The organism is Domibacillus mangrovi (assembly GCF_001906925.1).
Lineage (GTDB): Bacteria > Bacillota > Bacilli > Bacillales > Domibacillaceae > Domibacillus > Domibacillus mangrovi.
In genome coordinates, this window is the sequence record NZ_MRWQ01000005.1 from 353,825 (window position 1) to 372,107 (window position 18,283).

Sequence of the window (18,283 nt, forward strand, 5' to 3'; positions counted from 1 at the left end):
TTCTCATCTCCCGGACGGTGTCAGTCCGCTGGATTTAGCACCTTTGCCCTGCAAGGCCGGTTGCTGAAGCATCATCGGGCCAGTCCCTCCGCTTCTCTTGATAAGGTTTGTTTAATTAGTCTTATTTTTTTAAATGTACAGGAAAATAAGCGTGATGACAACCTTTTTATTGTACAAATTGTTTATCAATTAATGCTGCAAAATCTGGTTTTTCTTTCAAAAACTTGAGGTCGTATGAGGAAGCCGCAAATTCCTTCACCACTTCTTCATTAATATCTGCTGTATACGTGATCCGTTTCCATGCACTGTCAACGACATCTGCAGGTAGCTCCTGTTTCGTCGTTTCTTTAATATCTGCAATCGTTAACGTTTTCGTTTCATCTGGATTACTGTTAATAAAATCAATCGCTTTTTTGTGAGCACTGACAATTGATTGAACAAGCTCAGGATTTTCTTCAATTAAAGCGCCATTTGTTGCAAGTACCGAGTTCGGTAATGTCGTTCCGTATGAGATTTCTGTGCTGTCAACAATGATTTTTGCATTTTCTTCTTTGACAAGAAGTGATCCCCACGGCTCTGGAACAGCAGCTAGATCCACTTTTCCTGATTCAAATAAGCCCGCATATTGCGCCGGTTTCCCTGTCGTATGCTTTAATGTACCACCAATCCGGTTTGATTGGATACCGTAATCGCTGATGAACGTTTCCATTTGAACATCATGTGTGCATCCGACGCCTGGCGTGATAAACGTCTTCCCTTCGAAATCTTCCACTGTTTCAATCCCGCTGCCATCGCGTGCAACAATGACGGTACCGCCTGAGGAGCTCCCTGCAATCATTTTCACGTCTGCTCCATTTGTAAAATTATTCATGACCGGTCCAGGACCGACAAGACCAGCATCCACATCACCGGTTTTTAGCGCCACCATAAACGCGCCTCCATCCGGGAATGTTTTGTACTCCACATCATATTCGTCGCCAAGCGCTTCTTCATAATAGCCTTTTTCTTTGGCAACAATCGCTGGAACGTGATCAAGATTCGGGAAATAGCCAATGACGACTTTTTCTTTTTCGCCTGCCCCTTCTTCACTTGACCCGCATGCTGCGAGTGTTAATACTGTTGCCGCGGCAATAAAACCAGCTGCCCATTTCTTTTTCATATTATTCTCCTCCTTTAGTTCGTATCCAATCCCCAACGTTTCATCACATTTCGTTCAACACGCTGGAAGAAAATCAAATCGACAATCGAGCCTATAACACCAATTAAAATCATAACGGCGATCACAAGGCTCATATCACCGAAATCAGATGCATATTTCAGTGTATAGCCAAGACCCGGTCCTGTACTTAAAATTTCAGCGGCCATTAACGCACGCCAGGCAAATGCCCACGCAAGGCGCATGCCCGTTACCGCATAAGGCACAGATGCCGGTAAAATAACGCGAATAAATTGATCAATCCCTTTTGACCCCATCGTTTCCGCAGCACGTATGTAAAGCGGTGGTACGTTTTTGATACCCATTCGCATATTGATCGTCATCACGAGCGTTCCACCAAGTACGACAATAAAAATAACGGCTTTTTCGTTCAAACCAAACCACATAATAGCTAATGGAAGCCAGACGATACTTGGTACGCTTTGTAAAGCAAGAATGAGAGCACCGAGTGTGTCATCCGCTGTTTTTGATTTTGCCAGAATAATGCCAAGGGCTGTTCCAAGAGCAAGTGAGATGGCAAGGCCAATAAACAAACGGGTAAAACTAGCTCGTAAATCATATAAAAGCGTCTTATCCACAAATCCGCGTTTCATTGCTTCCCATACGTCAGTCGGTTTCGGCATGACATCCGGTGTCCATCCTCCTGCTCTGACGATAAACTCCCACGCAATAACTAGAACAATAAAAAAGATGAATTGCTTACCTATTTTCTGCATATGATAATTCCTCTTTTACAACTTTATCGATTTCTTCTTTTAATAACTGGTTAATTCGTTTCTCAAGCTCAATCGTTTCAGGCACATCGAAGCGGCGCGGACGAGGCAGATCAACTGGAATGTCCGCAATAATCCGTCCTGGCCGCGTCCCCATAACAATAATTCGCTCGGACAGTTTAATGGATTCAGAAATACTATGTGTAACGAACAAAACAGTTTTTTTCGTGTCCAGCCAAATGCGTTCCAATTCTCCATGCATACGTGTTCGCGTTTGTTCATCAAGCGCACCGAACGGTTCATCCATTAACAGAACTTTCGGGTCCATCGCAAATGCCCGGGCAATCGCGACACGCTGCTGCATACCGCCGGATAATTCATGCGGGTAATGCTTCCCATAATTAGACAACTGAACCATTTGCAAATAGTGGCGCGCCTTTTCGACGGCTTCTGCTTTTTTCATTTCTTTTTTATAAGGAAATATGACGTTTTCTTCCACATTTAGCCACGGAAATAACGCAGCCTGTTGAAAGACCATCCCGCGGTCTTTACCAGGCTTCGTAATTGGTACACCATCGAGTAGGATTGTACCGCTTGACGGTTTGACAAGACCCGCCACCATCGATAAAAGTGTTGATTTCCCGCATCCTGATGGACCCAGTATTGAAATAAATTCTCCCTCGTCAACAGAAGCTGAGACATTGTCTAGCACAATATTAATCACTTTATTATTTGTATACTCTTTATTAATTTGATCGATGTGTAAAAACATTTTAACACCCACTTATTTAATAATCCCCATTTGTTAAATCGGATTTATATGTATTATACGCTATGCCTTGAAATTGTCAATCTAATTTCTTAAGTTAATTTTTTCCAAACGAATGCTGAGCTCATTATTTTTATGTTGGATAAATAATCCGAAGTCAGAAACTTTACTGGAAGAGACAATAGGAGAAAACAGTCACATTACCAAAATCATCGTGTTGTTTGAAAACATATAAGCATATACCCTCTTAAGTCTTCCTTTTATCACCTGCTTAGAAACTGTTAACGGTTATGACAACATCACATATAAAAAATCTTATCTTTCGGAATTTTTCATGTATAAATAAAAGTTTGCAGCATATATATTAAGTAGTACATAACTATTTATTTTTTACATATTAATCTTTTGTAAATTTTATGTTAAGATATAAGCATAGGTATTGACAAATAGATTGGAGGAAGGAGTGTCGTGAATTATGACAGTAGCTGAATTTTTTGGAGGAATCGAATATTCTGTTACACAATTTGCTGTACAGCTTACGAAAGAAATGGAAGAGAAAATCGTAAAGCGCGAGTTGTTTTACGAAGATCAGATTACCCGCTATATTGATCACCGCGCAACATTATTCACTCAATCATTACCCCTCAATTTGGCCGTCTCAGCGGTAATGAAAAAAGAAATAAAGACCCATGTTTTTTTTAAGCTGAAACCGGTTATAAACCGTCATATCGTATTCCAAGTCGTAAAATAAAACTTCATTCAATAGAGGATCTTACTACCCGTTCATGCGGGATAAAAAGAGACGCTTCGCAGTTTGCGAAGCGTCTCTTTCATGTTGTTAAAATGAGCTGAAGTGCTTTTGCATGAACAGTGATTTGAACCGGAGTTGTTCCGATCTGTTCTCCATCAACCATGATAGAAATCGGTCTGTCTGTATGGATTGTCACGATTTTCCCTTTTTTATACGTAACACCATGCGTTAAAACAGGATTGCCTCGTAATAGTGCCGGGAACAGTCGAAAGAGAATGTTTGTCCGTTTCACTGTATGCAGCATGGTTATATCTAATACACCGTCGATTGGATGTGCATACGGACAAATAACGAGTCCCCCGCCATAAGAGGATGTGTTCCCACATGCAATCAACCACGTTTCATCTGAGACAAACTTGTCATTGTCAATCATGATTGTACTTTTAAATGGTTTAAATACTAGTGACGATAAAATAGTCCCGATCGCATAGTTAAATGTGCCAGCCCCCATTTTATTGAACCACTTTTTATAAAAGGCTCTATTTATACGCTCCGCAATATCTGCGTCCAGTCCTGTTCCTGTGACTGTTAATCCATAGCTTGTATTCACTTTCAGCACATCAATCTGTTTTCGTTTGCGGGCCGTAAGCAGCTGATCCACAAATTGTCCCGGATGATACGTTAATCCGAAAATGCGAGCAATATCGTTACCTGAACCTGCTGGCAAAACAGCGATCGCCACATCCGTATGGACGACATCTTGTAAAATGGCATTGACTGTTCCATCACCGCCGATGATCGCTACAGCTTTCACTTTCACTTCCTTCATTTTTTGCCAGACAAATTCGCGTGCTGATGCTTCTGAACCGCCGATTAGTACATCATACTGGACGTGCTTCTTTTTTAGATGCCGCTCCACTTTTGTCCAGAGTGATCGAGCGTTTCCATTTCCAGATGACGGGTTGACAATAATAATATAAATAAGGACCACCCACTTCAAGACTTTAGGAACCGAAGAAGATAAGTGAGCGGATTAACTGCCCGTAAAAGCCCGACTTGAGCTGTTTGTTATTTCACTTCCACTTGATGCTCTTCATGTTCATGCAGTCCTTCGTTATTTTCAACATGAACTTTCACGGTGAACGTACCTGCTTCTGGAAATGGATAAGCAGCTGTATATTCGCCTGGACTCGTTTCTTTCGTATCAGCCTATTCATGTTTTTCAGCATTGCTATTGTTCCAAATCTCATAACGTACATGAGCTTTTTCTAGTGGCCTATTCTCATTTTCCACATGGGCAGTTAGATTTGTTTCCGTTTCAGTTCCTACATCATTGAGCTTCATAAAATGCACCGAAAAGCCTGTCTTACTTTCGCCGTGTCCATGCTCATGAGCTGCTTCTTCATGAACAGCGCCCATTCCGACTGTAACAGACGTTTTCGGCATCGTATGCAGTCCTCTTGCTGTTACGTGCACCTGTTATCTCTATTTTAAAGGTAGCATCAACCTTTCTATTTTACCTCCTTTGCCAACTAAAATCTCTATCATTCTATCTCTTTACATTTAATGTTTCATATATCGGTGCTGATAAATAGAAGGAAGTACACATGAACAGTCCTTTTCCTCCCAAGGGTCTAACACTTTATTTCCAAAATGAGCAGTCATCTTCAATCCAAATTTGTGCATTCCCAACATAAAAATTCCTGCTAACTGTTGATCATACTTCATATTAAGCGGAGATGGAAACAGCTCCTGAACAGAAGACGAAGATGGCAGACAAAGTTCTAATGTGAGCTGCATCAGATTAGGATTACTCACTCCATCTATAAAAGCACTGAAAATGAATAGTAAACAAGCAGGCATTAAAATCATCCCGTTCAAAAATGTATATCGTTTCCTTTGACCTTTGCAATAGCGCTGATTTGGATCTGGTGATGCAAGAGGCCACCACGTACTAAAAGATAACGCGATTAGCAATAGCATATAGCCATTATGAAGAAGGGAATGTTGCAAAATCACATCTAACACGACTGGTAAATGGTAGATAAAAAATAATACAGCAAAAACAATTAATGATATCATCGGTGGTAAAAAGAATTTACTTATTCCTCTAACAAGTGAAATATTTCGTATTTTCTGAAATAATAATTCAGGAATCCCTAACAAAAAAACGGGAGGGATAATAAAATATAAAATACTCATTTGAATCATATGCATACTGAATGAAAGATGAGCCATTGCTGATAAAGGGCTGGCAATGATTACATAAAATAGAAATAAGCTTAAGAAAAAGAGAAGTGGTTGCTTTTGATATATTTTCGTGCTTGTAAAGGCTTTCAATAATCCGATATACAGTACTGCCACGCAAATGACGCCTATCAAATAGGGTGAATTCCATAACGATTGACTGCTAAACAACATTTCAAAAAACATGTTATCACTCCTTTTGTTCTAATCGTGTTATATTTTGTTACTCTCTTGTTCTATTAGCATTGTTTATTCCTTCTATATCTTCGTTATATCTCGCTGATCGATCATTCTATAAAATAATGTTATTCATCAAAAAACTAGTTTGTATAGGTTTTTTATAATGTTATTGATTAAGATTGATCATATTAAACTCTATGTTTTAAGTATTGTAAAAAACGGAAAGCTGTTATAAATGTTGTTAAAGAACAACATTTATAACAGCTTTCATTCGTTCTGTACATTGCCATAAAAATAGCCCTGATTTTCTTCTTAGAGAGAAAAATCAGAGCTTTATCTAGAGTACTTCTTTTCTTTTTAATTGCTGCTTTCAACAGCCGCTTGCAGTTCTACAACCGCCTGTTTTACGTCATCTGCATAGCTGATCGCTGAAATGATAGAAACGCCATCTGCACCTGCAGCAATAACCGGCGCTGCATTATCAATGGTAATCCCGCCAATGCCTACGATCGGGATCGTAAGATTTTGAGCCCGCATCGTTTTAATAAGTGCCGTTCCTGCAACTGGCCCCGTATCGGTTTTCGTACCCGTCTGATATATGGGACCGGTTCCAACGTAGTCTGCACCGTCTGCGATTGCTTTTTTCGCCTCGTCCATCGTATGAACAGATACACCAACGATGCCCCCGTTTATTTTTCCCCGGACGCTAGAAGCTGCTTCGTCTTCCTGTCCAATATGTACACCATCCGCGCCAATTTCAACGGCCAATTCGATATCATCATTTATAATAAACGGGATATTGGCTTCTCGACAAAGAGCTTGTAGACGAACAGCCTGCTCTTTTTTTGCGCTTCCTGCCAATGCATCTTTTCCCTTTTCACGAAATTGGAACATTGTAATACCGCCGTCAATCGCTGCTTGCAATGTCTCTTCAATCGACTGTTTGCAGTTAGGTGTGCCTGCGATAAAGTAAACGGCCAGTTGTTCTCTGTTCATTAGCATCCACCCCGCTGCCGGTACGCCCAGTGATTCGTCGGACCATGGCCGCTTCCGATGTTAATTCCATCTTCAATCGCCGCCTGAATAAATTGTTTCGCCGTTTCAGCTGCTGTTCGCACAGATGCACCCTTCGCAATCTCCGCTGTCATCGCAGCGGAAAATGTACAGCCCGTTCCATGCGTATCTTTCGTGTCAATTCGCTTTCCTGTAAATGTGTGGAACTCTTTACCATCGTACAGCAAATCATATGTCACGGCTCCTTCGTCATGCCCGCCTTTAATAAGCACATTTTTCACACCAAGTGCCGCAATCACTTTCGCTGCCTCTTTCTTATCTTCCTCCGATTTAATCGTTCGCTTTGAGATCGCTTCTGCTTCCGGAATATTCGGAGTCACGACGAGCGCAAGCGGTAACAATTTTGTTTTTAATGCTTCCATCGCTTCTTCTTGTAAAAGCGGTGCGCCTCCTTTCGCAATCATGACAGGGTCCACGATGACGTTTGTAAAATGATGTTCCTTTATTTTCAATGCGACGGCTTCAATAATGTCGGCTGAGAATAACATACCTGTTTTCAATGAATCAACGCCAATATCTGATGCAACCGCATCAATCTGCTTTTCAACCGCTACCACAGTCATTGGATACACACCGTGGACGCCGAGTGTATTTTGTGCGGTTACAGCCGTCAATGCGGATGTGCCAAATACACCGAGTTCTTGAAATGTCTTTAAATCGGCTTGAATACCTGCTCCACCCCCACTGTCTGAACCAGCTATGGTTAATGCTTTACAAATCGTCATTGCTTCCATTCCTCCCATTTCGCCTGTTGATTTATTTCCTCTCTTCCTGTTAACGATAATTCATTTAAAAATGCTGCCGCAAATGTACCCGGACGATTTGGTCCTGATGTTTCTACTGCGCGCTCAGCTGCTACCCCATAAAAGATAAGTGCGGAGGCCGCTGCTTTTGCATAGTTTTTTTCGACTGCACAAAACGATGCGATCACAGAACCGAGCAAACAGCCCGTTCCTGTCACGCTCGTTAAGATCGGATCGCCATTCCGAACAATAAATGATTCATTTCCTGCAACGACATCTTCCGCTCCTGTAATAACGCACGTGACGCCGAGCATTTTTTCTGCTTCTTTTGCAAGATGACGAACATTCGCATTTCCTCCGCCATCCACGCCTTTTACTTGAACCGATTGGCCACATAAAACCGCAATTTCACCGGCATTTCCACGTAAAATGTCCACATTTACTTCCGCTAAAATTCGTTTTGCACTTTCAGTCCGGTACAATGTTGCACCGGCTCCAACCGGGTCAAATAACACCGGAACACCCGCCTCGTTTGCTGCCTTTCCTGCTAAAATCATTGCGTCGACCTTCGATGCTGTTAGCGTACCGATGTTTAATACAACGGCACTTGCGATTTTCGCCATATCAGCTGCTTCTTCCACTGCATCTGCCATGACCGGGGAGGCACCGAGTGCAAGCAGGCCATTAGCTGTAAAATTTGTAACGACTGTGTTCGTTAAATTATGCACGAGCGGTTTATTTTTTCTGACACGTTCAAGCAATTCTGCTGCAAATTCATTGTTCAACTATTTTCATCCTTTCTGCTTGTTAAAAATGTTTGTTTTCTGTAACCGAATGGCTACGATGACACCGAGAATAGACCCCGTTATACTGCTGATAAGAAAGGCTGGCATGAAAAAGAGAGCGGCTGCTTCCATTCCTAAAAATAGATTCGCTATAGGTACCGACACAAGAGATGCTATTACGCCCGTTCCGATGATTTCGCCTGCTGCTGCAAATGAAGGCTTCTGCCATCTTTTATAAGCATAACCTGCGAGCAGCGCACCAATCATACTTCCAGGAAACGCAAGAAGCGAACCGATCCCTAACAAGTTCCGAACAGCGGCTGTCATAAAAGCAATGACAAGAGCTGGACCTGGTCCGAGCAAGACTGCAGACAATACATTGATCGCATGCTGCACGGGATATGCTCTTGCGACACCTGCCGGAAATGAAATGAATGTTGCGCCTAGTACGGCAATAGCCGTCAACAGTGCCATGATCGCCATATTTTTTGGTGTAAACAATGTAAATCCCTCCATACAAAAAACCAGATCAGCAATACGTCTGATCCGGTTTGTCGTCAGTGATTGCTACTTCCCTACGCCGGTATTAACCGGATCAGGTAGTTGGGGTTAGAAAAAGTATTCCCTCTCAGCCATAGTGTTGGCACCCCCAGTAGTCCTGTTTATTTTTTCATTAATTTTTGTACAGTAACAATAAGTTCTTCAATAACTTCAAGGTCGCCTTCTTGAATGCGTTCAGTCACACACGTTTTTACATGTCCTTCTAAAAGCATTGCCGCTACATGGTTTAATGCAGACTGTGTCGCGGCAATTTGTGTAACGATATCATCACAATACATATCTTCTTCAATCATGCCTTTTATTTCAGGTATCTGTCCTTCAATGCGGTTCAGACGCGTCACTAAGTTTTTTTTGACACCTTCGGAATGGTGGCTTTTCTGCTTATCGGCGGCACATGCCGCATGCTCTTCCTTCATGGCCGTCAACTCCTCTTATGCCAACTATAAAAGACCGGCGCAAGCCGGTCAACATTGATTACGCTTCAAATACGGTTACTTTTTTCATTTTGTCGCCTTGTTTCATGTTTTTAGCTGTTTCTAAGCCCGATGTAATCTTTCCAAAAACAGTATGAACGCCATTTAAATGAGGCTGTGGCTCATGTACTAAGAAGAACTGGCTTGAACCTGTATCTTTACCTGCGTGAGCCATTGATAAGCTTCCTGCTTCATGTTTATTAGGGTTGTTGGCAGTTTCACACTTGATTGTAGTGCCGCTTCCGCCCATCCCTGTACCTGTAGGATCGCCGCCTTGGCTAACAAACCCCGGGATTACTCTGTGAAATACAACGCCATCATAAAACCCTTCATTAGCCAATTTTTCAAAATTAGCTACTGTGTTAGGAGCATCCTCTGGGAAAAATTCAATCTCAATTTTTTCGCCATTTTCCATTTCAATCGTACCTTTTTTAGCCATAACAAACATCTCCATTTCAGATAAAATTAATCAGTCTTTATGATAACATTATTACCGGCATAAAAAAAGCACCGAGCTTTTTGTCATGTCTTTACCTTCTATGACTCATAATTTTTGTTTCGATACTTCTAAACATTTTGTTTCTCCCTTTTTGTGAAATGTTTTCCGCTTTCAAGACAGCTCTTTTTTTCATATAATAGAGGTATTCTAGTAAAGGGAGTGTGATAGTAATGAAGACACGCCCCGGATTGCTATGGAAAGCAGCTGTATTGTTTTTACTGCTTGTATCTGGTGTATTCTGGTATGTGCAAGGTACAAATAAAACGACTGTTATTCCATTTTCATCAGTCGAAAACATTATCCAAAAGGAAAAGGGACAAGCAGTCGAGCTAGAAGAACATCCAGATGGTACTCTTCATATTTCCACGCAAAACGGAGATTATACGTCTTATATTTCACCCGGAAGTACAGCTGTGGATCGATTGAATGAAACGTACAATATCCGCTATGAATATGTAAAAGTGGAGGCGTATGAAAATTGGATCGCCATTGGGTTCATTTTAATCATTGCAGCAATCGGGTTTTATATTTACCGGAAAAAAGGCGGCGTTGGTGTTGCCCAATCCATGAAAAATAGTGTCTCTCATGCTCGCCCACTTCCAAATATTACATTACAGGACGTTGGTGGTTTGTCGGATGAAATGAAGGAAGACATCCTGCAAACACTTTCTATATTGAAAGAAAAAGACTTATCTACACGACTTGGTATCGAACCGCCGCGTGGCATTTTATTGTATGGTCCGCCGGGCACGGGAAAAACATTACTTGCCCAAGCCATTGCACGTGAAATGGGCGCTTCCTTTTTCTCATCAAGCGGATCGGCTTTTACCGAATTGTTTGTCGGCGTTGGTGCATCACGTGTGCGCAGCCTATTTAAAGAAGCACGGAAGCAAAAACCCGCTGTTATTTTTATTGATGAAGTAGATGCGTTGGCCGGCCGCCGGAAAACACATGGCGGTGAAGAAGGGGAAAAGACATTGACCGAGTTGCTCGTACAGCTTGATGGCGGTCATGATAATGACGGACTGCTCTTCATTGCTGCAACGAACCGAAAGGATATGCTGGATGAAGCGTTTCTTCGTCCCGGCCGCGTCGACTTCTCGTTTCATGTGACGCTTCCGGATGCAAGAGGCCGGAAAGAAATTATCGACATTCATGCGCGTGGTAAAAATATGACAGAAAACGCTGCCGCCATGCTGCATGATTTAGCTGAAGCAACTGTTGGCTTTTCTGGTGCTGAATTATCTGCTTTATTTGAAACAGCCAGCAGAAGCGCGATCCGTAGTGGCCGTGACACGATTGAAAAGAAAGATTTTGACTATGCGCTTGATCGGACGATTCTCGGCACTTCAACGCGCCCCCTCGCCGATCCAGCTACGAAACGGCGCGTAGCGATTCATGAATCGGGACATGCGCTTGTTGCCGCGCTCACAAAGCCAGGGTCCGTCCGAAAGGCGACGATTATTCCGCGTGGACAAGCCCTTGGCTATGTCGCACCCGTTCCGAAAGAGCTTCACTTATCTACCGCAAGTGAACTCATTGACCAAGTAGCGATGATTTTATCCGGTGGTGTAGCGGAACGGCTTTATCTCGGTGAACATTCTATCGGTGTCAGCGGCGACGTACAGCAAGCGAAACAAATTTTAGAACGAATGGTAGATACCGGTATTTTTCAAGATCGATTTACCCTCACATTCCGGCAAGCGGACAAAGAAACAAAAATGAATGAATTGTTTGAACTGGCATTAGCACGTTCTGAAACCCTTATTGAAGAACATCGAACAGCGTTTGACCGGCTCGTTGAAGCACTGATGACGCAGGAAACTCTCGAAGGTATTGAAATCGAATCACTTATTCACCCATTTTAAAAAAGGAGGTCTCCGAGCGGCGGAGGCCTCCTTTTTTCGTTAAAGTACTTTTCTTAAACATGCTTTCGTTCATGCTTTAAGGTACTGTTTGCCACAAACATCCGACTGTTACAATGATAAGAATCCAGTCTGCTAGGCTTTTCACTCTTTATTATATTTAATACGCACATTATTTTAAAAGATTAGGCCCGCCATCTAGTTCATTTTAATAGAGGTGAATATACATATAATAATAAACCGGACAAGGGGGCATTTAGCTTAAGACCCTTTATAAAGTGAAACTTCATTCAGTGGGGGTTATGTGAATCATGCAGACGTTGTCACAGGACGTGACGTTCTTAGTCTGCCTTCCTCTTAGCCTCCGCTGAATAAACAGGAACTCAAGTAAAGAGCGCCGCGTCCTGCGGCAATACCTGAGTGACCGGCTTCAGCCGGCCCGAACCAATCGGGCTTTTACGGGCAGTTGATCCTCCACTTATCCTTCTTTTCTTTTCGAAGTCTTGAAGTAGGGGTCTTACTACCCGTTAATGCGGGATAAAAAAGGAGTAAGTAAAATGAGTTTCGATATTGGAATGACGATTTTGGTGTTTATCATGACGATGGTTGTCATCTTTTTACGGCCAGGGGGAATAAATGAAGCATGGCCCGCATCTGTTGGAGCATTGATTATTTTACTGACAGGAAGGGTCTCTTATGAGGATATCACAGATATCATTAATAAAATCGGCGGTGCATCAATTACCATTATGGCCACGATTGTCATGGCTGTCATATTAGAAAGTTTTGGTTTTTTCCACTGGGCCGCTGCAAGACTTGCACGTTTAGCTAAAGGTTCTGGTTACCGCCTCTATTGGTATATTCAATTGTTATGTTTTTTGATGACCCTTCTATTTAACAATGATGGTAGCATTCTTATTACAACTCCGATTTTAATTTTACTCCTAAAAAACCTACGGCTAAAACCATATGAACAACTTCCCTACCTTTTAAGTGGGGCTTTAATTGCAACAGCTTCCAGCGCACCCATTGGCGTAAGTAACATCGTCAACTTAATTGCCTTAAAAATTGTCCATATGTCTCTTTATATGCATACAGCTATGATGTTTGTACCTGCTACTTTAGGGTTGTTGTTTATGTCCTGGTTAATGTTTATCGTCTTAAAGAAAAAATTACCTAAAACCTTGCCTAATACGACATATGATATAGAAGATATGTTTTTCACCCAACACTTCCATCCATTAAATGGAACTATCTCTGTTGATACAAAACGCAAACGGACAATATTTATGCTAAGGATCTTGTTGTTTGTCTTTATGATGCGGTGTCTGCTATTTATAGCCTCCTACATTTCTGTTCCAATTGAACTGGTCGCTGTTCTTGGCTCACTTGCCCTTCTTGCATGGAGATGGTACCATTTGCGGACAAATCCCATTGATATTTTGAAAAAGACACCTTGGCACATTCTTATTTTCGCCTTTTCCATGTATGTGATCATTTATGGGCTTCACAATGCAGGATTGACAGAATTGCTTGTTAATTTATGTAAACCTATTGTGAACCAAGGATTACTTCAAGCGAGCTTTATTATGGGAGGATTAGTGTCTCTATTATCTAACTCGTTTAATAATCACCCTGCTTTAATGATCGGAACCATTACTTTAACAGAAATGGGACTAGATCCTATTACATTAAAAACCATTTATCTCGCAAATATTATTGGCAGTGACATGGGCTCTCTATTATTACCAATCGGAACGCTCGCCTCTCTTATTTGGATGGACATTTTAAGACGTAATAAGATTAAGGTAACGTGGAAGGATTATATAAGTGTATCGCTAATTGTCATCCCAATCACAACGATTATCACATTGTTTTTACTTTTTTATTGGGTTCAAATGATTTTTGCCTGATCGTTTCTTACATGATAAAAACGCCCAAAAGAAAATGCCTCTTTTGGACGTTTTTTAGATTCATCAACTTTTTTGAGCGAATTAGGCTACTGCTGTACTTTTACCGCTTGAATGTTTTTCATTTTATTATCCCAGCAGTTTTGACTCAGATCAACCGGATACTCTTCCGGATTGAGCGGCCGTTTATATTCATTCCAAAGCAGTTCAAGATTTTCACTCGTCAGCTGGCGAATCGATTCAATAGCAGGCAGATCATATACACGTACGCCATTAAAGAAAATAAGCTCATGGAGTTCACGCGCTTCAAAATTCGTGACAAACTTGCTTACAAACGTATGAACGGGATGAAACATTTTCAACTTTTCTTCATTTTGCGGAATTTCTTGGTCAAGCGCTATATAATCACCTTCTGCTTTACCGTTCAATTTATTCACGATTCGATACACACGTTTCAAGCCAGGTGTCGTTACTTTTTCAGGATTAGCTGACAGTTTAATTGTATCAATCATGTCTCCTGCTCCGTCCTCGATGGATACGAGTTTATATACTGCACCAAGTGCTGCCTGGTCATATGCCGTGATCACTTTTGTGCCTATACCCCATACATCAATTCTCGCACCTTCTGCTTTTAAATTCATAATGGTATATTCATCAAGATCATTGGACGCAATAATTTGCGCTTCAGGAAAACCAGCTTCATCTAACATTTTACGCGCCTCTTTTGACAAATACGCCATATCTCCGCTGTCAAGACGGATGCCGATAAAATGAATTTGATCGCCCAGTTCTTTTGCCACTTGAATAGCGGCCGGTACACCTGATTTTAGTGTGTCGTACGTATCGACTAAAAAAACACAGTTACGGTGACGCTGTGCGTATTTATGAAAGGCGGTATATTCATCTTTGTACGTCTGTACGAGTGCATGCGCATGCGTGCCAGATACAGGAATGCCAAATAATTTTCCGGCGCGGACATTGCTTGTCGCATCAAACCCGCCAATGTATGCTGCACGTGTTCCCCATACTGCTGCATCCATTTCATGCGCACGACGTGAACCAAACTCCATCGCAGGCTCTTCCCCCAGCACTTGCTTGATACGCGATGCTTTCGACGCAATTAATGTTTGATAGTTCACAATATTTAGCAAAGCTGTTTCAATAATTTGCGCTTCTGCCAACGGTGCTTCGACACGCAAAATCGGCTCGTTCGCAAAAACAAGCTCGCCTTCTCTCATGCTTTTTAACGTTCCTGTAAATCGCATTTCTTTTAAATACGACAAAAAGTCATCCCCGTATCCGAGAACGCGTAAATATTCAATATCGCTATCTGTAAAACGAAACTTCTCTAAATAATCAATAATTTTTTCAAGACCAGCAAAAACACCGTACCCATTGCCAAATGGAATTTCTCGAAAATATAATTCAAATACTGCTTTTTTTGTATGTATGCCGTCGTACCAGTACGTTTCAGCCATATTAATTTGGTAAAGGTCCGTATGCAAGGCAAGACTGTCGTCTTCATATCGTGACATAATTACTACTCCCTTTGCTTTTCCATCGCGCTTTATCCCTGTCATCTTACACCTTTTTGCATACGGCGGCAACCGTTCTCAAGATATTTTCTCGTCTCTAACAAACAAAAACCCGCATTATGCGAGTTTTTTTGCTTCAATATATATGATGTGATGTCCGTCTATTTCCGTCACTTTAAACACCCAATCGTCTTCTTCAATACTATCATGTAATTTCGTGTCTATCTTACCTGTTAAAAACCAGCCGCCTAATGTATCCACATCTTTATCATCCAGCGCCGTTCCAAGAAGGTCATTCACTTCTCCAATCAACACTTTTGAGCTAAATAAATAATGATCTTCTTTTACTTTCCGTACTTCGGCAATTTCATCGGCATCAAATTCATCACGGATTTCGCCGACAATCTCTTCTAAAATATCTTCAACGGTCACAAGACCAGCCGTACCGCCATATTCATCAATTAAAATTGCCATGTGCGTCCGTTCTTTTTGCATTTTCACAAGTAAATCATGAATGAGTATATTTTCAAATACACGAATAACCGGTTTGACAAACGGACGCAGCTGTTCAACTTTCGGAAGTGGTTCTTCTTTCACCGCAACAGTTAAAATTTCTTTAAAGTTGACCATACCGATTACATTGTCCTTATCCCCAAAAATAACCGGATAACGCGTATATTTTTCTTCTTTGACAACCTCAATCACATCATTCATCGTGTCTTCAATCGACAAACTGACCATTTCCGTCCGCGGCACCATTATTTCTTTCGCCATGCGCTCATCAAATTCAAAAATGTTATTCACATACTTTAGTTCAATTTGATTAATTTCCCCGCTTTCATAGCTTTCAGATAGCAGCAGCCGCCATTCTTCTTCTGTATGAACGGATTCGTGTTCTGACGCCGGCTTCAGCCCAAAAACACCGACTAACAGACGGGCAGATCCATTTAACACCCAAATAAACGGATACATAATGCGGTAAAACCAGATCAACGGAACAGCTAATGCCAGCGTAACAGCTTCTGCTTTTTGGATCGCAACTGTTTTTGGCGCCAGTTCCCCAACGACTACATGTAAAAACGTTACAACCGAAAACGCGATTATAAATGACAAAATTGATGCAATGGAAGGTGCTAGCTCAAATCGCTCAAATAGCGGGTGCAACAGCGCCTCAACGGTCGGTTCGCCTAACCAGCCGAGTCCAAGCGCTGTAACCGTAATTCCAAGCTGACAAGCCGATAAATACTCATCCAAATGCGTTGTGACACGCTCAACTGCCGCCGCACCTGGTTTTCCTTCTGCGACGAGTTGTTCGACACGCGATGAGCGCATTTTAACAACCGCGAATTCTGCTGCAACGAAAAATGCAGTCAGTGCGATTAATAGAGCGATTCCGATTAAATTGATTATCTCCAATGACAAGCCCCGAATAAACGAGGCGTACACCTCCTGTAATGTAAAAATAAGCCGTTTATTTTATCCTATTATACCACGTTATCTATCCATTTAACACAAAATCCGGCTCAGCATCGCTGACCGGACTGTTAGTAAAGTTCGTCTACCCTGACGAGTTTATATCCTTGCTTTTGAAGGTAAACGATCACATCTTCAAGGGCATCAGCTGTCGCTTTGTGAATATCATGCATTAAAATAATCGTACCGTCCCTCGTGTCTCGTTTCACTATATCATAAATGGCTTTCGGGTCGTGAGATTTCCAGTCAAGCGTATCAACTGACCAAAGAACAGGTGGTGCGCCAATAATTTGATTGACTCGTTCATTCGTCGCCCCATAAGGTGGACGGACCGCAATCGGCGAGACACCGGCCGCTTGTTCAACAGCTTCAGCTGTCGTACCAAGCTCTTTCTTTACCGCTTCCGCTGTAATTTTCGTTAAATCTTTATGGCTCCATGTATGGTTGCCAATTTCATGACCTTCTCGAACCATTCGGTCCACAAGTTCCGGATAAAAATCAACACGGCTGCCGAGAACAAAAAAGGTTGCTCTCACTTCATACTTTTTCAACACATTTAAAATAGCCGTCGTGCTGTCTGGATTCGGACCGTCATCAAATGTAAGGGCCACTTTTTTCACATGATTACCACTGGATGCAGCAAGCGTTTCTTGAACCTGCTGCCCTTCTTCGATATTTTTGGCAAAGCGTTCCCGCCATTCTTTTTTCAAATAAGGATAAACCGTTTTAAGCGGCAATCTCACTTCTGCTAATTCACCTTTATTAAAATTGAAGACCATATCATGCTCTTCTATATATATGTTCGACAGTGCCTCTTTACCCGCGAACAGTTGAGCCACTTGTTCACCTTGTCCTTCTTTTTCTAGAAGAACATTTTGCACAGGCGTTTGCAATACACGTGCAGCTTTGTCGGGGTTAATAAATAACTCTCGTGACGTAATCCACTTTTTAGCTGCCACATCTGCGATCATTGTATCGCATGAAACAGTATTTTTGCCCATTCCAATATATGTTTCTGTTGTGAATATAATAGAATAAAACCCTTCACCTGCTGAATTAAGACGAAATGTAAGAGTAAATGACGCCGGTTTTTTAGACAATCTACTTTTCCTAACAGCATCCAATTCCTCGAAAAATTGTGTTTCTTTTGACTGGACATATTTTTCTATCTGTTCATTTAAAATCGCTTCTGAAAAAATGGGATAATGAACAGCCATATTATAAAGCTTTTCTTCGGCCACTTTCGTTTTAATGTCCACACCGTCATATTTTGATTTTTTCATTTCCGTTGCCCACACGATTGCTTCATCCCGGCTATCTGTTCCTGTAACAAGCAGGTTAGCTACAATTAGAAGAACAAACAGCGTTATACTGCCCAGCACTACAAGAATTAATTTCTTTTGCTTCATCTTGCATCCCCTACTATTTCGCGCATTTTTTGGTTATGAATTCCATTTTTTTAATTTTAATGAATCTATGAAAAGAATAC

The 18,283-nt window shown here is 41.6% G+C and carries 18 protein-coding genes and 2 riboswitches; of the genes, 3 read left to right on the forward strand and 15 right to left on the reverse strand.

Features of this window, described 5'->3' with window-relative positions:
- Positions 1-107, reverse strand: a riboswitch (SAM riboswitch).
- A gap of 59 nt (positions 108-166) precedes the next feature.
- The 3 genes from BLL40_RS06900 to BLL40_RS06910 are packed head-to-tail and all read right to left on the reverse strand — an operon-like array spanning position 167 to position 2,701.
- Entirely contained in the window at positions 167-1,159 is a 993-nt protein-coding gene (locus BLL40_RS06900) for an aliphatic sulfonate ABC transporter substrate-binding protein (RefSeq protein ID WP_073711169.1), read from the reverse strand.
- 14 nt (positions 1,160-1,173) lie between these two features.
- A complete protein-coding gene (locus BLL40_RS06905; RefSeq protein ID WP_073711170.1) occupies positions 1,174-1,932 on the reverse strand; it encodes an ABC transporter permease in 759 nt (252 codons plus the stop codon).
- Complete coding sequence (locus BLL40_RS06910; protein WP_073711171.1) at positions 1,916-2,701, reverse strand: ABC transporter ATP-binding protein; 786 nt, start codon at positions 2,699-2,701, stop codon at positions 1,916-1,918. Before BLL40_RS06910 ends, BLL40_RS06905 begins: the two co-directional genes overlap by 17 nt.
- A 472-nt stretch (positions 2,702-3,173) precedes the next feature.
- Here BLL40_RS06910 and BLL40_RS06915 point away from each other — a divergent pair, with 472 nt between their 5' ends.
- On the forward strand, positions 3,174-3,449 hold the full coding sequence (locus BLL40_RS06915; RefSeq protein WP_073711172.1) for a hypothetical protein: 276 nt from the start codon (positions 3,174-3,176) through the stop codon (positions 3,447-3,449).
- Positions 3,450-3,528: 79 nt separating this feature from the next.
- Here the strand turns inward: BLL40_RS06915 and BLL40_RS06920 are convergent, their stop codons facing one another.
- The 9 genes from BLL40_RS06920 to BLL40_RS06960 form a co-directional block, all read right to left on the reverse strand.
- Complete coding sequence (locus tag BLL40_RS06920) at positions 3,529-4,440, reverse strand: diacylglycerol/lipid kinase family protein (RefSeq protein WP_073711173.1); 912 nt, start codon at positions 4,438-4,440, stop codon at positions 3,529-3,531.
- A 218-nt stretch (positions 4,441-4,658) separates the two neighbouring features.
- Positions 4,659-4,925: a hypothetical protein gene (locus BLL40_RS06925; protein ID WP_159434203.1), complete on the reverse strand. Its 267-nt coding sequence runs from the start codon at positions 4,923-4,925 to the stop codon at positions 4,659-4,661.
- An 87-nt stretch (positions 4,926-5,012) separates the two neighbouring features.
- Entirely contained in the window at positions 5,013-5,882 is an 870-nt protein-coding gene (locus BLL40_RS06930; protein ID WP_073711175.1) for a cytochrome c oxidase assembly protein, read from the reverse strand.
- A gap of 351 nt (positions 5,883-6,233) precedes the next feature.
- Positions 6,234-6,872, reverse strand: a complete 639-nt coding sequence (gene thiE, locus BLL40_RS06935) for a thiamine phosphate synthase (protein ID WP_095532828.1) — start codon at positions 6,870-6,872, stop codon at positions 6,234-6,236.
- Positions 6,872-7,675, reverse strand: coding sequence for a bifunctional hydroxymethylpyrimidine kinase/phosphomethylpyrimidine kinase (gene thiD / locus BLL40_RS06940; RefSeq protein ID WP_073711177.1), 804 nt, complete (start codon positions 7,673-7,675; stop codon positions 6,872-6,874). The genes thiE and thiD overlap by 1 nt, the downstream gene beginning before the upstream one ends.
- Positions 7,672-8,478, reverse strand: coding sequence for a hydroxyethylthiazole kinase (thiM, locus tag BLL40_RS06945; protein ID WP_073711178.1), 807 nt, complete (start codon positions 8,476-8,478; stop codon positions 7,672-7,674). The genes thiD and thiM overlap by 4 nt, the downstream gene beginning before the upstream one ends.
- Before the next feature lie 6 nt (positions 8,479-8,484).
- The gene (thiW, locus tag BLL40_RS06950) at positions 8,485-8,979 is read right to left on the reverse strand and encodes an energy coupling factor transporter S component ThiW (protein WP_245797907.1); all 495 of its coding nucleotides are present in this window, start codon (positions 8,977-8,979) and stop codon (positions 8,485-8,487) included.
- Between the two features lie 54 nt (positions 8,980-9,033).
- Positions 9,034-9,139: riboswitch (TPP riboswitch) on the reverse strand.
- 1 nt (position 9,140) lies between these two features.
- A complete protein-coding gene (locus BLL40_RS06955) occupies positions 9,141-9,455 on the reverse strand; it encodes a metal-sensitive transcriptional regulator (protein WP_073711180.1) in 315 nt (104 codons plus the stop codon).
- Positions 9,456-9,513: 58 nt separating this feature from the next.
- Positions 9,514-9,951 carry a peptidylprolyl isomerase gene (locus BLL40_RS06960; protein WP_073711181.1) on the reverse strand — a complete coding sequence of 146 codons (438 nt, stop codon included), beginning with the start codon at positions 9,949-9,951 and terminating at the stop codon, positions 9,514-9,516.
- Positions 9,952-10,181: 230 nt separating this feature from the next.
- Here BLL40_RS06960 and BLL40_RS06965 point away from each other — a divergent pair, with 230 nt between their 5' ends.
- The gene (locus tag BLL40_RS06965) at positions 10,182-11,879 is read left to right on the forward strand and encodes an AAA family ATPase (protein ID WP_073711182.1); all 1,698 of its coding nucleotides are present in this window, start codon (positions 10,182-10,184) and stop codon (positions 11,877-11,879) included.
- A gap of 554 nt (positions 11,880-12,433) precedes the next feature.
- Positions 12,434-13,789, forward strand: coding sequence for an arsenic transporter (locus BLL40_RS06970; RefSeq protein ID WP_073711183.1), 1,356 nt, complete (start codon positions 12,434-12,436; stop codon positions 13,787-13,789).
- An 86-nt stretch (positions 13,790-13,875) separates the two neighbouring features.
- On the opposite strand, the gene BLL40_RS06975 is transcribed toward BLL40_RS06970, so the two are convergent.
- The 3 genes from BLL40_RS06975 to BLL40_RS06985 form a co-directional block, all read right to left on the reverse strand.
- Positions 13,876-15,321 (reverse strand): nicotinate phosphoribosyltransferase, encoded by a 1,446-nt coding sequence (locus BLL40_RS06975; protein ID WP_073711184.1) that lies wholly within the window; start codon positions 15,319-15,321, stop codon positions 13,876-13,878.
- Between the two features lie 117 nt (positions 15,322-15,438).
- A complete protein-coding gene (locus BLL40_RS06980) occupies positions 15,439-16,737 on the reverse strand; it encodes a hemolysin family protein (protein ID WP_073711185.1) in 1,299 nt (432 codons plus the stop codon).
- Between the two features lie 128 nt (positions 16,738-16,865).
- The gene (locus BLL40_RS06985) at positions 16,866-18,203 is read right to left on the reverse strand and encodes a polysaccharide deacetylase family protein (RefSeq protein ID WP_073711186.1); all 1,338 of its coding nucleotides are present in this window, start codon (positions 18,201-18,203) and stop codon (positions 16,866-16,868) included.
- Positions 18,204-18,283: the final 80 nt, after the last annotated feature.